The organism is Streptomyces nigra, assembly GCF_003074055.1.
Taxonomy (GTDB): domain Bacteria; phylum Actinomycetota; class Actinomycetes; order Streptomycetales; family Streptomycetaceae; genus Streptomyces; species Streptomyces nigra.
Genome location: NZ_CP029043.1, coordinates 1,013,276 through 1,026,657, shown reverse-complemented (window position 1 = coordinate 1,026,657; position 13,382 = coordinate 1,013,276). Strand labels below are relative to the sequence as shown.

Here is a 13,382-nt window from a genome sequence, read left to right as displayed (position 1 = left end):
GCATGATCGCCCAACTCGGCCCCGGTCACCAGGAGTTTCCCGGGCGGCGAGGTCAGGGACCGGACATCCCCGCGACAAGTTCACGCAGTCCGGCCCTGACCTCCTCCAGGCTCGGCACCTCGGAGCTGAAGGAGCCGGCCACACAGCTGAAGAGCAGTCCGTCCGCCCACGCGACGAGGGAGAGCACATGGCGCCCGGGGGCCGGTGAGCCGGCCGCGGTGAGCAGCGCGCCGAGCTGGTCGCGGAAACGGCGGCCGGTCGCGTCGAAGTACGCCCGCAGCTCGGGCCGGCGCGTGGCCTCCAGGGCCAGTTCGTAGCGGGCCAGCGTCAGCTCGCGGTGGCAGGTCAGCGAGCGGTGGGTCGCCAGGGCCAGCCCGTCGGCCAGGGCGTCGAGGCCGCCGCGCGGGTCGGGCATCTCCTCCAGGGCCAGCACCCGCGCCTCGCGCTCGGCCAGCCGGCGTACCGCCAGCTCCAGCAGGGCCTGCCGGGTGCGGGCCACATTGGACGTCGAGCCCTGCGGCAGGCCCGCCGCCTCGTCGACCGCCCGGTGGGTGAGCCCGCGCATCCCGCGCTCGGCCAGCAGCGCGAGGGCGGTGTCGGCGACGAGATCGGCGCGGGCGGCGGACGGCGTGCGTACGGACATGGGGCCAACCTACCCGTCGCACTACGTCTGTAGTACGGTCGAAACGTCGGGCACTACACCTGTAGTCACTCTGGAGGAGTCATGGCACCCACCGGAAGGGCCGTCGTGATCGGCGGTGGTATCGGCGGCCTGGCCGCGGCGGCCGCACTGCACCAGAAGGGCTGGGCCGTCACCGTCCTGGAACGGGCACCCGGCCTGGAGCCGGTCGGCGCCGCCATCTCCCTGGCCCCCAACTCGCTGCGCGCCCTCGACGTCATCGGGGCCGGTGACGAGATCCGTGACCTCGCCTCCCGGATGGACGACGGAGGACTGCGCACCCCCTCCGGACGCTGGCTCGCCCGCACCGACGCCGACGCCCTGGCCCGGCGCTTCGGCGGCCCCCTCGTCCTGCTGCACCGCGCCACCCTCGTCACCAGCCTCGCCACCCGCCTCCCCGCGGACGCCGTACGCACGGGCATCCCCGCCACGGTCGCCGACCCCGGCGACGCCACCCGCCCCGCGCGCGTCGGCACGCCCGACGGCGAGTTGGAGGCCGACCTCGTGGTGGCCGCCGACGGCATCCGGTCCGCCGTACGGGACGCGCTGTTCCCCGGCCACCCCGGGACCGTCTACTCCGGATTCACCACCTGGCGGCTCCTGATCCCCGTGCCCGGCGTCGACTTCGCCTCCCACGAGACCTGGGGCCCGGGCCGCATCTGGGGCTCCCACCCGCTCAAGGACGGCCGGGTGTACGCCTACGCCGCCGCCGTCACCCCCGCCGGCGGGCGGGCCCCCGACGACGAGAAGGCCGAACTGCTGCGCCGCTACGGCGACTGGCACGACCCGGTGCCCGCGATCCTCGCCGCCGCCCGCCCCGAGGACGTGCTGCGCCACGACGTCCACCACATCGCCGAGCCGCTGCCCGCCTTCCACCACGGCCGGGTCGCCCTCGTCGGCGACGCCGCGCACGCCATGCCGCCGACCCTCGGGCAGGGCGGCAACCAGGCCATCGAGGACGCCGTCGTCCTGGGCCATCACGCCGGCGACCTCGCCGCCTACACCGCCGCCCGCCTGCCCCGGACGACGGCCATCTCCCGCCAGGCCGTCCGGGCGGCCCAACTGAACATGATGACCGGCCGGGCCGCCGGCGCCGTACGGAACGCGGCGCTGGCCGCCGTGTCGAAGGCGGCGCCGCTGCTGTTCCTGAAGGGCTTCGAGGGCATCGCCGACTGGCGGCCGCCGCAGGCGCCGTATGCTGCCCGCAAGACCCCGGACGGCGATCACCCCAAGGAGCACACCCCGTGAAGGTCGGCTGCATCGGACTAGGTGACATCGCGCAGAAGGCCTACCTGCCGGTGCTCGGGGTGCAGCCGGGGATCGAACTGCATCTGCAGACCCGTACGCCGGCCACGCTCACCCGCGTCGCCGACGGCCTGCACCTCCCCGACGCGCAGCGCCACACCGACCTCGAGTCGCTGCTGTCCGCCGGGCTGGACGCCGCCTTCGTGCACGCCCCCACGGTCGCCCACCCGGAGATCGTGACCCGGCTGCTGGAAGCCGGGGTGCCGACCTATGTCGACAAGCCGCTCGCCTACCGGCTGGACGACTCCGAGCGGCTGGTGACGCTCGCCGAGGAGCGCGGCGTGAGCCTCGTGGTCGGCTTCAACCGGCGTTACGCCCCCGGCTACGCGCAGTGCGCCGACCATCCGCGCGAGCTGATCCTCATGCAGAAGAACCGCGTCGGGCTGCCCGAGGAGCCCCGCGCGATGATCCTCGACGACTTCATCCACGTCGTGGACACCCTGCGCTTCCTGGTGCCCGGACCGGTCGACGACGTGACGGTGCGCGCCCGCACCGAGGGCGGGCTGCTCCACCACGTCGTGCTGCAGCTGTCGGGCGAGGGCTTCACCGCGCTCGGCGTGATGAACCGGCTCAGCGGCTCCACCGAGGAGATCCTGGAGGTCTCCGGGCAGGACACCAAGCGGCAGGTCCTGAACCTCGCCGAGGTCGTCGACCACAAGGGCCAGCCCACCGTGCGGCGGCGCGGCGACTGGGTGCCGGTCGCCCGCCAGCGCGGTATCGAGCAGGTCGTCCTGGCCTTCCTCGACGCCGTGCGGGCCGGGAAGGTGCTCAGCGCCAGGGACGCGCTTGCGACCCACGAACTGTGTGAGCGGGTGGTACGGGCGGTTCAGGAGCAGGCCGCCTGAACCGGGGCCGCAGACCGCGCGTCGCCTCGCCCAGGCACCACAGGGCGACGATCAGCACCGCCGCGTGCAGCGGCCAGTCGCCGAACCGGACGTACGGCGTGACCCCGTCGGCCAGCGGCACCTCGAAGACGGCGCTCGCGCCGGCGCTCGTGCCCACCCAGGACCCGACGCGCTGCCCGTCCGGGCCGTACACGGCCGACACACCGGTGAGCGTCGCGTGCACCATGGGGCGGCCCGTCTCGGCGGCCCGCAGCGCCGCCAGCGACGCGTGCTGCTCGGGAGCCCAGCTCTGCTGGAACGTCGACGTCGCCGACTGGGCGATCAGCACCTCGGCGCCGTCGTCCGCGAGATGGCGGCTCATGTCGGCGAAGGCGGACTCGAAGCAGACCATCGGGCCGACACGCAGGCCGTTCCCGACGTCCATCACCACCTGCTCGGTGCCCTGCCTGCGGTCCTCGGCGGCCGCCTTGCCCACCGAGGTCGCCCAGCCCAGCATCGAACGCAGCGGGATGTACTCGCCGAACGGCACCAGCCGCATCTTGTCGTAGCGGTCACCGGTCGGGCCGTCGGGGCCGACCAGGACGGAACTCTTGTAGATGCCGGGCCGGTCGGAGCGCCGCGCGTCGACGTTCACCAGGACGTCCGCGCCGGTCTCGCGGGACAGGGCGGCCAGCCGGCGCGACAGGTCCGGCCGGTCGGCCAGGTCGAAACCGACGCTGCTCTCGCCCCAGACGACCAGATCGACGTCCTGGCCCGCCAGTTCGTGGGTCAGGCGCTCCTCGCGGTCGAACCGCGCGTCCGGTCCCTTCACGACGCCCGGCTGCACGACCGCGATCCGCACCCGGTCGTCGACGTGCGGGCGCGGCGCCCACATCCAGGCGGCCGACGTGCCGACGGCCGCCGCGGTCAGTCCGGCCACCGCCGGGACGCGGGCCGCCCGCTCCGTCAGCACCACGGCGAGCGCCACGTTCACGGCCACCACCAGATAGCTGACCAGCCACACGCCGCCCACCGAGGCGAGGCGCAGCGCCGGACCGACGTCCCACTGGCTCGCGCCCAGCACGCCCCACGGCCCGCCGAGCCCCTGCCAGGACCGCACCAGCTCGATCAGCAGCCAGCCCGACGGCAGCAGGACGAGCGCCGCCGTGGCGCGCGCCGGCGTCTGCCCCGCACCGAGCAGCCGGTGCACCAGCCAGCCCCAAGGCGCCCAGAGCGCGCCCAGCAGGGCGGCGATGACGAAGGTGAAGACGTGCAGGTTCGGCAGCAGCCAGTGGTGCATCGCCAGCATGAAGCCGAACCCGCCCCACCAGCCGTCGTATGCCGCGCGCCGGCCCGTGGGCGCACCGCGCAGCAACGCGATCCACGGGATCAGGGCGACGTACGCGAACCACCAGAGCGACGGCTGGGGAAAGGCGAGCACGGGCAGGGCGCCCAGGGCCGCGGCGATGGCCGAGCGCCGCCATGGTGAGGCGAGCCGGCGACTGATCGTCTTCATGCAGCGCCTCCTACCCCGTCGTCCTTCCAGTGTGCGCACAGGACCGGTACCGGGACATCCGGCCGCCGCCGGTCAGCCGACGCCGGCCGGTGCGGTCCGCTCGGGCGTACGGCGCCACTTCTCCTCGATGACGACCTGGCGCAGCCGCCAGCCGTCGTCGGTGCGCACCAGACCGAAGGCGTACCGGCCGCCGCTGACGAAGTCCGGCGCCCCCGCTCCCTCGCCGGCCAGCCGCATGGGGTTGACGTAGTCCGCCCGTACGTCCGCGGTGTCCCCGACGTCCTGCTCGAGGACGCCGAAGCGCACCCGGCGGTTGACGATCAGGTGCTGCCGTACCGAGAAGGCCCGCATGCTCTCGGCCAGCCACACCGCGACCGTCCCGGCGTCCCCCTCGGTGCCCCCGGCCGAGCGGTAGTCGGCACGGCCACCCGGGGCGAAGAGGCCGCGATACGCCTCCCAGTCGCCGTCGTCCACGGCCACCGCGTACTCGCTGATCAGCTCGTCGACGGCCAGTCGGTCCCTGAGGGTGGCGAGCTCCACACGCTGCGTCATCGGCTCAGTGTTGGGCATGGGGCGCGGCGCGCCAAGAGGGCGTGCGGGGATATCAGGGCGCGGCCGGTCGTCGGGTGGGCGGGGCTACGCCCCAGCCCCTGGGCGCGTGGTGGCCGTAGGGACCGCGGGCACGGCCGAGTCGGGGTCGACGCCGGCGAAGGCCAGGCCGATGACGAACCCCGCCACCTCCTCCGGCTGACGGACGCGGTCCAGGGTTCCCAGCGTCGCCAGGAGCCCGCCCACGTCCCGCACCAGGGTGCCGTCGCCCCGCAGTGCCGCCGCATCGTCGCCGCACACCGCCACCGTCACCGGGGACCTGGGGTCCTCGGTCGGGGTGGTCCACCGGTCGGCGGGGGAGAGGTGGAACGCCCTGCACCGCCTGCTCGCGAACGGTTTGATCGAACGCCACGCCCAGGCTGGGGTGCAACCACGCGTGGAGTACGACCTGACCGCCTTGGGACGCAGCCTGGTCGAGGGCCCGATGGCGGCATTGGGTCGCTGGGCTCTGGAGCATGCCGACGAGCTGTTGTAGGCGCGGGAGCGGGGGTGAGGGGCGTCAACTCGGTTGGAACGTCCGGTCCCAGCGTGGATCATGAGCGCTGTGAAGAGGTGGACGAAGAAGACGGCCCGCGTCGAGGAACCGGAGCCTGAGCCCGGGCTCTTGGCGTACCAGAGGGCGATGCGCGATCGGCTCCTCGCGGCTCCGGTGGTGTCCCCGCCCGAACCCTGACGACGCGTCTTCGACCATGCGTACGGCCGGCCGGTGGGCGGGCTCTTCGGGATCGGCTTCGCCACGCATCCCGGCAGCGGGCACGATCTGGTGATGGTCGTCTCGCACGACGGTCATGGCCTGTTCGACACCGTGACCGGCGAGATGGTCGCCCGGAATCACCACCCGGACGAGGAGGACGCCGTCCCCGACGGGGTCGCCGACCTCTCCTGCCCCGGACTGGGGCCGGTCGCAGGGAGTCGGGTGCGCATCGCGGAGCTGTTCGGCGGAGGGCTGCACACCACCACTGAGGACGGCTGGACCCTGGAGGTCGTCGCGCCGGCCTGGCCGCACGAACGGGTCCTGTTGTCCCGTGACGGGGGGTTGCCCCATGCCGGGCCGCACGAAGAGCAGTGGTGGCACATCTACCACGCCCACCACTCGGAACTTCGAACTGCCGGATTCTCCCCCTCCGGCGAGACCATCGCCGTGGCGACAAGCAGCGACCTGGCCCTGTGGGCACGCCGAGCCGAGCAAGGCTCTCACTGAGGGTTCGTCACTCCCCGGGCTTCGGCTCGTCGCTTCAAGCGGCCTGGACCACCTCGGCGCGGATGGCGGCCGCCCACTCGACCACCAGCAGTTCGTACTCTTCCCGTTCCTGGGCCGAGAGGGAGCCGCCCGCGCGCATCCACAGGGCGCGGATCGCCTCGTTCACCTCGGCGGCGGAGCGCACGGAACCAGGGTCTAAGGAACTGGGGGACATGGCGTCAAGCCTAGGGGCAAGCGCTGACCGTGCGCTACCGGACGGCTACACGCCACGTATGTCTTCGGTCACGAATACGGCCAAAAACGTTTGCACACCGGCGAGTCGGTGGCTGGCGAGTCGCGCGGGTCAGCCTGCCGACTCCGCCGCGTGCGGGCTCAGGACGCCCGCCGCGACCAAGGCGATGATGACCAGGCCGAGAACCACCCGGTAGTACACGAACGGCATGAAGCTCTTCGTCGAGATGAACTTCATGAACCATGCGATGACCGCGTATCCGGAACCGAAGGCGATCACCGTGGCGAAGATCGTCGGACCCCAGGACACATGGTCGTTCTCCAGGGCGTCCTTGAGTTCGAAGAGGCCCGAGGCGAGCACGGCGGGGATCGCGAGCAGGAACGAGTAACGGGCCGCGGACTCACGCCGGTAGCCCATGAAGAGGCCGCCGCTGATGGTGGCGCCGGAGCGGGACACGCCCGGGATGAGTGCCATGGCCTGGCACAGGCCGAAGATGAGGCCGTCCCTGACGTTCAGGTCCTCCAGCGACTTGCGCTCCTTGGCGGCGCGGTGCCTGCCGCCGGACTCGTCACGTGCCGCCAGCCGGTCGGCGATGCCGATGATGACGCCGACCACGATCAGCATCGTCGCCGTGATGCGCAGATCCCGGAACGGGCCCTCGATCTGGTCCTTGAACGTCAGGCCGAGGACGCCGATCGGAATGGAGCCGACGATGACCAGCCAGCCCATCTGGGCATCGTGGTCGCGCCGCATCTCCTTGTCCGTCAGCGACTTCAGCCACGCCAGGATGATCCGCCCGATGTCCTTGCGGAAGTAGATCAGGACCGCTGCCTCGGTGCCGATCTGCGTGATCGCGGTGAACGCCGCGCCGGGGTCCTCCCAGCCCGAGAACGCCGCGGTCAGTCGCAGGTGCGCACTGGAGGACACGGGGAGGAATTCGGTCAGCCCCTGGACGAGTCCGAGGATGAGGGATTCAAACCAAGACATGAAGTTACGGAGTCCAAGCGCTGATCGTGGGTGTCGAGGGGCAGCGTAGCGCCCCTCGGTGAACACCCCCGTCACAGGGCTCGCGCGTGGTCCGTGGTCAGGCGGCCGTGGGTCCCGACACCGACCAGCCCGGCGCCTGGGGGTGCGCCGTGAGGTCCTCGTGGCGGACCGTCTCCCCGCAGGCCCGGCAGGTGACCTCCGGGAGCAGTTCATTGCCGCAGCTGTGCTCGATCACCATGGGCCGGTCGTCGTCCTGGCGCAGATGGCGGTCGCCCCAGGCCATGAGCGTCATCAGGACTGGTTCCAGTTCCAGGCCGGCCTGCGTGGGCCTGTACTGGAACCGCTGCGGGCGCTCGCTGTACACGCGCTTGGTGAGGATCCCGGCGTCGACCAGTCGCCGCAGCCGGGTGGAGAGCACGTCGCGCGGGGCGCCGATGTTGCGGACGAGCTGGTCGAAGCGGCCGTTGCCGAGGCATACCTCGCGCAGGACGAGCAGGGAGTACTTCTCGCCGACCAGGGCCAGCGTGTCGGCGATCGAGCAGGGGCGGGGGTCCTTGGTGGCGGCCATGCCGGTCAGTTTAGGGAAGTGAGCGTCTGGTTTTCCAACCCGGCGGTTCAGACGGGCTGTGCGGCTCTGCTGCTTTGCTGTGCGGCTCCGCTCTGTGGTCCTGCTCTGTGGCCCTGCTCTGTGGTCCTGTGCAGCCCCGGCTGCGGGTTTGGTCCTCCTGCGGGTTTGATTTTCCAACTTACGGCGCTATGGTGAGTTCAGATTTCCTACTCACCAGTAGTCCCGCTCCGGTAATCCCGCTCCGGCTCACGCCGGTAATCGGCTCGCGCGCCAAGGAGGCCCGCACCATGCGAGACGCAGTCATCGTCGAAGCCGTACGCACCCCCATCGGCAAGGGCAAGCCGAACGGCTCCCTCGCGCACGTCCACCCCGTCGAACTCCTCGCCCACACGCTGCGCAGCCTCGTGGAGCGCTCCGGTGTCGACCCGGCGCTGATCGACGACGTCATCGGCGGCACCGTCGACCAGGTCGGCGAGCAGGCCATGAACACCACGCGCTACGCCGCCCTGTCCGCCGGGTTCCCCGAGACCGTGCCGGCGACCACCGTCGACCGCCAGTGCGGCTCCTCCCAGCAGGCCGTGCACTTCGCCGCCCAGGGTGTCCTGTCCGGCGCGTACGACATGGTCGTCGCATGCGGTGTGGAGTCGATGAGCCGGGTGCCGATGTGGTCGAACGTCCCGCCCGGCAAGGACCCCTTCGGTCCCGGCATCGCCGCCCGCTACCCCGACGGGCTCGTCCCGCAGGGCATCAGCGCCGAACTGATCGCCGCCAAGTGGTCCCTCACCCGCGAACAGATGGACGCGTTCGCCGTCAGCTCCCACCACCGGGCCGCCGCGGCCTGGCAGCAGGGCCTGTTCGACGCCGAGGTCGCGCCCCTGGACGGCGTCTCACGTGACGAGAGCGTCCGGCCCGGCACCACGGCCGAGATCCTCGCCGGCCTCAAGGCCGCCTACCACGACCCGGTGTTCGCCGAGCGGTTCCCGCAGATCGAGTGGAACATCACCGCGGGCAACGCCAGCCCCATCAACGACGGCGCGTCCGCCGTGCTCATCACGTCCTCGGAGACAGCCGCCCGCCTCGGCCTGCGGCCCCTCGCCCGGCTGCACAGCTTCGCCGTCACCGGCTCCGACCCCGTCCTCATGCTGACCGGTGTGATCCCGGCGACCGACAAGGTGCTGCGCCGGGCGAACCTGTCCATCGCCGACATCGACCTGTTCGAGGTGAACGAGGCGTTCGCCAGCGTGGTGCTCGCCTGGGGGCAGGAGACGGGCGCGGACCTCGCCAAGGTCAACGTGCACGGCGGCGCGATCGCGCTCGGCCACCCGCTCGGCGCGAGCGGCACCCGGCTCACGACGACCCTGGTCCACGCGATGCGCGAGCGCGGCGCCCGCTACGCCCTGCAGACGATGTGCGAGGCCGGCGGGCTCGCCAACGCGATGATCCTCGAAGCCGTATGACCGAAGCCGTATGACCGAAGCCGTATGACCGAAGCCGTCTGACGGAAGCCGTCCGAGCGACGGCGACAGCGGCGGCTCAGCGGCCGCGCAGGTGGTGGCGCTTGCGCCAGGCCACCACCACGCCCGCCAGCGCCGGTACGGCGATACAGGCCAGCGCGATCAGGAACGCGGGCGACGTCGGCGTCTGGGCACGCGCCCCGGCGACGACGTACGCGGCGGTGTTCGGGATCGACCCGAGGGCCGTCGCCAGCAGGAACGGGACGTACCCCATGCGGGAGACGGACGCGGCGTAGTTCGAGGCCCAGAACGGCACCCCCGGGAAGAGCCGCACCGCCAGCATCGAGCGGAAGCCGTGCCGGCTGAACTGCCCGTCCGCCGCCTTCAGCACGCGTCCGCGCAGCAGCGGCCGCAGCGCGTCCTGGCCAAGCAGCCGGCCCAGCCCGAAGGCGACCCCCGCCCCCAGCACCGTGCCCGCGAGCGCCGCGCCAAGCCCCAGCTGGGAGCCGAACAGCGCGCCCGCCGCCAGATTCAGCAGGGGGCGTGGCACGAACGCCACCGTGACCAGCCCGTACGCCACCGCGAACAGCACGACCGCGGCCGCGCCCTCGAGGTGCGCCGGCCAGCCGTCCGACAGAAGTCTCTGCGGCTCGAAGAGCAGCACGCAGGACGCCCCCGCGGCCAGCAGCAGCACGAGCGCCGACAGCCGCGACCAGGGCGAGAGCAGGGCTCTGCCGCAGCGCGCGGCGAGACCGGCGGGCGTGGACGCGAGCGGGGGGACGGGGACGGCGAGCTCCGTGGTGACGGCCCGGGGAGAGGCCGTCGCGGTGCCCCCAGAGCGGGTGGTGGCATCGTCGAGCATTCGGCGACAGTAACCGAAGTGGACGTGTGATCGCCGTATGGTCGTTCCATGAGCGTGACAGGTGCGGGGGTGCCGGACGTGCCGCGCAGCGTGCTCGCCGACACGGTGATCGAGCGGCTGACCGCCGTCTACGGGGCCGCCGCCGATCCGGAACGGGCCGCCGCCATGCGGACGTACATGAAGGACGTCGCCCCGTTCCTCGGCATCCCGAGCCCCGAGCGCCGTGCCCTGTCCCGCTCGGTCCTCCAGGGCACCCCGCGCCCCGACGAGCGTGACTGCACCGCCGTCGCGCTGCGCTGCTGGCGGCTGCCCGAGCGGGAGTACCAGTACTTCGCCGTCGACCTTCTGCGCCGGCATGTGCGACGGCTGTCCTCGGGCTTCCTCCCGGTGGCCCGGTACCTGGTGACCACCGTGCCGTGGTGGGACACCGTGGACGCGCTCGCCGCGCACGTCGTCGGCGGGCTCGTCGCGGCCGACCCGGCGCTGACCGCGGACATGGACGCCTGGATCGAGGACGACGACCTGTGGGTCGTCCGCACCGCCCTCCTGCATCAGCTGCGGTACGGGGAACGCACCGACGCCGGGCGCCTGTTCGCCTACTGCCTGCGCCAGGCGGGCCACCCCGACTTCTTCGTCCGCAAGGCCATCGGCTGGTCTCTGCGCGAGCACGCCAAGACCGACCCCGACGCCGTACGGGACTTCCTGGCGCGCGAGGGCGGGCGGTTCGCCCCGCTGTCCGTGCGTGAGGCGCTGAAGAACATCGGCGCCTGAAGGTCCTGGTCGGGCACGGAAAATCATTCGACGCCGGGGGCGGGCTAGGCGATGATCGACGTCATGTTCCGGTACGCCTTCGTTCTCGCCGCATCCGCAGTCGCGGATACGCCGAAGGCTGCCGTCCTCGTCTTCCTGGCCGCCGTCGACGGCGCCCGAAGCTGACCCTCTCCGGAACGTCCGGCGGACCCCGCAGGGGGAGGGTCGGCGGCACCACGGGGTCCCCACTCTCCTCGCCGGGAGTTCCTGAGTCTTCCCACTTCGGAGTACACCCATGTCCAAGACGGCGTACGTGCGCACCAAGCCGCATCTGAACATCGGCACGATGGGCCACGTCGACCACGGCAAGACCACCCTGACCGCCGCCATCACCAAGGTCCTCGCCGCGCGGGGCTCCGGCACCTTCGTGCCGTTCGACCGGATCGACCGGGCGCCGGAGGAGGCCGCCCGCGGCATCACCATCAACATCGCGCACGTCGAGTACGAGACCGACACCCGGCACTACGCGCACGTCGACATGCCCGGCCACGCCGACTACGTGAAGAACATGGTGACCGGCGCGGCGCAGCTCGACGGGGCGATCCTCGTCGTCTCCGCGCTGGACGGCATCATGCCGCAGACCGCCGAACACGTGCTGCTCGCGCGGCAGGTGGGCGTCGACCACATCGTCGTCGCGCTCAACAAGGCCGACGCCGGCGACCCGGAACTGCTCGACCTCGTCGAGCTGGAGGTCCGGGACCTGCTCAGCGAGCACGGCTACGGCGGCGACGCCACGCCCGTCGTACGGGTCTCGGGGCTGAAGGCGCTGGAGGGCGACCCCCAGTGGACGGCGGCCGTCGAGGCGCTGCTCGACGCGGTGGACACGTACGTTCCGATGCCGGAGCGGTACGTGGACGCGCCGTTCCTGCTGCCCGTCGAGAACGTCCTGACCATCACCGGCCGGGGGACCGTGGTGACCGGTGCCGTGGAGCGGGGGACCGTCCGTGTCGGCGACCGGGTCGAGGTGCTCGGGGCCGAGGTGGAGACCGTCGTGACCGGCCTGGAGACCTTCGGCAAGCCGATGGACGAGGCCCAGGCCGGTGACAACGTGGCGCTGCTGCTGCGCGGTGTCCCCCGGGACGCCGTCCGGCGCGGGCACGTGGTCGCCGCGCCGGGCAGTGTGGAGCCCCGCAGCCGCTTCACCGCCCAGGTGTACGTGCTGTCGACCCGCGAGGGCGGCCGCTCGACGCCGCTGTCCACCGGGTACCGGCCGCAGTTCTACATCCGCACCGCGGACGTGGTGGGGGACGTCGACCTCGGCGAGGCGGCGGTCGCGCGGCCCGGCGAGACCGTCACCATGACCGTCGAGCTGGGGCGCGAGGTGCCGCTGGAGCCCGGCCTCGGGTTCGCCATCCGTGAGGGCGGCAGGACCGTCGGGGCGGGGACGGTGACCGCCGTCGGGTGAACGGACGGGGGGCCGTACGACCGGGACGACCGGTCGTACGGCCCCCGTGCCGGTGCCCGGCGGGCGCGGCCCACAATGGGGGAGTGAACGACTCCAGACCCGTCGCCGGTGCCACCGAGCACGGCTTCGCCAAGCTGATGCCCGACGTCGACCGGGAACGGGCCTGGCTGCTCACCGTCGACGGGGCGCCTCAGTCGTACGTCGACCTCGACGAGCCGACGCATCTGGAGTTCGAGTACGCGCGCAGGCTCGGGCACGCCCTGGACACCGTGGTGGAGCCGGGGCGCGCCCTGGACGTGGTGCATCTCGGGGGCGGCGCGCTCACCCTGCCCCGGTATGTGGCCGCGACCCGGCCGGGGTCCCGGCAGCAGGTCGTGGAACTCGACGGCGCGCTGCTGGAGCTGGTCCTGGAGCATCTGCCGACGCCCGCCGGCGCGGACATCACCGCGCACGCCGCCGACGCGCGCGCGTGGCTCGACGCCGCCCCGGCGGAGTCGGCCGACGTCCTCGTCGCCGACGTCTTCGGCGGCTCCCGGGTGCCCGCACACCTGACGTCCGTCGAGTACGCCCGCGCCGCCGCACGGGTGCTCCGCGGTGACGGCGTCTACCTGGCGAACCTCGCCGACGCCGCGCCGTTCGCCTTCGTGCGCTCCCAACTCGCCAACCTGGCCACCGTCTTCCGGGAGCTCGCCCTGATCGCCGAGCCGGCCGTGCTGCGCGGACGCCGCTTCGGCAACGCGGTCCTGGTCGCCGCGCACCACCCCGTGGACGTGCCCGCCCTGGCCCGGCTGACCGCGGGCGACGCGTTCCCGGCCCGCGTGGAACACGGGGCGGGGATAAGGACGTTCATCGGCGCGGCCCGTCCGGTGCACGACGAGGAGGCCGTCCCGTCGCCCGAGCCGCCGGAGGGGGCGTTCGGGATCGGCTGAT

At 72.5% G+C, this 13,382-nt stretch carries 16 protein-coding genes; 8 read left to right on the top strand and 8 right to left on the bottom strand.

Annotated elements, in window-relative coordinates:
• Positions 1-52: 52 nt before the first annotated feature.
• Positions 53-643 carry a TetR/AcrR family transcriptional regulator gene (locus DC008_RS04750; protein WP_108705863.1) on the bottom strand — a complete coding sequence of 197 codons (591 nt, stop codon included), beginning with the start codon at positions 641-643 and terminating at the stop codon, positions 53-55.
• Positions 644-724: 81 nt separating this feature from the next.
• Between DC008_RS04750 and DC008_RS04745 the strand changes: the two genes are divergently transcribed.
• Both DC008_RS04745 and DC008_RS04740 read left to right on the top strand, forming a co-directional pair.
• Positions 725-1,927, top strand: coding sequence for an FAD-dependent monooxygenase (locus DC008_RS04745; RefSeq protein ID WP_108705862.1), 1,203 nt, complete (start codon positions 725-727; stop codon positions 1,925-1,927).
• Positions 1,924-2,829, top strand: a complete 906-nt coding sequence (locus DC008_RS04740) for a Gfo/Idh/MocA family protein (protein WP_108705861.1) — start codon at positions 1,924-1,926, stop codon at positions 2,827-2,829. Before DC008_RS04745 ends, DC008_RS04740 begins: the two co-directional genes overlap by 4 nt.
• On the opposite strand, the gene lnt is transcribed toward DC008_RS04740, so the two are convergent.
• The 3 genes from lnt to DC008_RS35370 form a co-directional block, all read right to left on the bottom strand.
• A complete protein-coding gene (gene lnt / locus DC008_RS04735; protein WP_108705860.1) occupies positions 2,753-4,324 on the bottom strand; it encodes an apolipoprotein N-acyltransferase in 1,572 nt (523 codons plus the stop codon). The two genes, DC008_RS04740 and lnt, sit on opposite strands and share 77 nt — an antisense overlap.
• Before the next feature lie 72 nt (positions 4,325-4,396).
• Positions 4,397-4,876 carry a nuclear transport factor 2 family protein gene (locus DC008_RS04730; RefSeq protein WP_108705859.1) on the bottom strand — a complete coding sequence of 160 codons (480 nt, stop codon included), beginning with the start codon at positions 4,874-4,876 and terminating at the stop codon, positions 4,397-4,399.
• An 84-nt stretch (positions 4,877-4,960) separates the two neighbouring features.
• Positions 4,961-5,185: a hypothetical protein gene (locus DC008_RS35370; protein WP_164492230.1), complete on the bottom strand. Its 225-nt coding sequence runs from the start codon at positions 5,183-5,185 to the stop codon at positions 4,961-4,963.
• Here DC008_RS35370 and DC008_RS36325 point away from each other — a divergent pair.
• Positions 5,133-5,408: a winged helix-turn-helix transcriptional regulator gene (locus DC008_RS36325; RefSeq protein WP_108705858.1), complete on the top strand. Its 276-nt coding sequence runs from the start codon at positions 5,133-5,135 to the stop codon at positions 5,406-5,408. The genes DC008_RS35370 and DC008_RS36325 overlap by 53 nt on opposite strands.
• Positions 5,409-5,639: 231 nt before the next feature.
• On the top strand, positions 5,640-6,134 hold the full coding sequence (locus tag DC008_RS04720) for a hypothetical protein (RefSeq protein ID WP_244221334.1): 495 nt from the start codon (positions 5,640-5,642) through the stop codon (positions 6,132-6,134).
• A gap of 34 nt (positions 6,135-6,168) precedes the next feature.
• Here DC008_RS04720 and DC008_RS04715 read toward each other — a convergent pair whose 3' ends face one another.
• The 3 genes from DC008_RS04715 to DC008_RS04705 all read right to left on the bottom strand — a co-directional run bounded on the left by DC008_RS04715 (position 6,169) and on the right by DC008_RS04705 (position 7,921).
• A complete protein-coding gene (locus DC008_RS04715; protein ID WP_063885472.1) occupies positions 6,169-6,348 on the bottom strand; it encodes a hypothetical protein in 180 nt (59 codons plus the stop codon).
• A gap of 129 nt (positions 6,349-6,477) precedes the next feature.
• The gene (locus tag DC008_RS04710; RefSeq protein WP_108705857.1) at positions 6,478-7,353 is read right to left on the bottom strand and encodes an undecaprenyl-diphosphate phosphatase; all 876 of its coding nucleotides are present in this window, start codon (positions 7,351-7,353) and stop codon (positions 6,478-6,480) included.
• A 97-nt stretch (positions 7,354-7,450) separates the two neighbouring features.
• Positions 7,451-7,921 (bottom strand): winged helix-turn-helix transcriptional regulator, encoded by a 471-nt coding sequence (locus DC008_RS04705; RefSeq protein WP_108705856.1) that lies wholly within the window; start codon positions 7,919-7,921, stop codon positions 7,451-7,453.
• Between the two features lie 287 nt (positions 7,922-8,208).
• Between DC008_RS04705 and DC008_RS04700 the strand changes: the two genes are divergently transcribed.
• Positions 8,209-9,378 (top strand): thiolase family protein, encoded by a 1,170-nt coding sequence (locus DC008_RS04700; protein ID WP_108705855.1) that lies wholly within the window; start codon positions 8,209-8,211, stop codon positions 9,376-9,378.
• Positions 9,379-9,454: 76 nt separating this feature from the next.
• On the opposite strand, the gene DC008_RS04695 is transcribed toward DC008_RS04700, so the two are convergent.
• Positions 9,455-10,237 carry a TVP38/TMEM64 family protein gene (locus DC008_RS04695; protein WP_108705854.1) on the bottom strand — a complete coding sequence of 261 codons (783 nt, stop codon included), beginning with the start codon at positions 10,235-10,237 and terminating at the stop codon, positions 9,455-9,457.
• Positions 10,238-10,285: 48 nt separating this feature from the next.
• Between DC008_RS04695 and DC008_RS04690 the strand changes: the two genes are divergently transcribed.
• The 3 genes from DC008_RS04690 (at position 10,286) to DC008_RS04680 (ending at position 13,381) form a co-directional block, all read left to right on the top strand.
• Positions 10,286-11,008 carry a DNA alkylation repair protein gene (locus DC008_RS04690; protein ID WP_108705853.1) on the top strand — a complete coding sequence of 241 codons (723 nt, stop codon included), beginning with the start codon at positions 10,286-10,288 and terminating at the stop codon, positions 11,006-11,008.
• A 274-nt stretch (positions 11,009-11,282) separates the two neighbouring features.
• Entirely contained in the window at positions 11,283-12,452 is a 1,170-nt protein-coding gene (tuf, locus tag DC008_RS04685; protein WP_108705852.1) for an elongation factor Tu, read from the top strand.
• Positions 12,453-12,589: 137 nt separating this feature from the next.
• The gene (locus DC008_RS04680) at positions 12,590-13,381 is read left to right on the top strand and encodes a spermidine synthase (RefSeq protein WP_267145663.1); all 792 of its coding nucleotides are present in this window, start codon (positions 12,590-12,592) and stop codon (positions 13,379-13,381) included.
• Position 13,382: the final 1 nt, after the last annotated feature.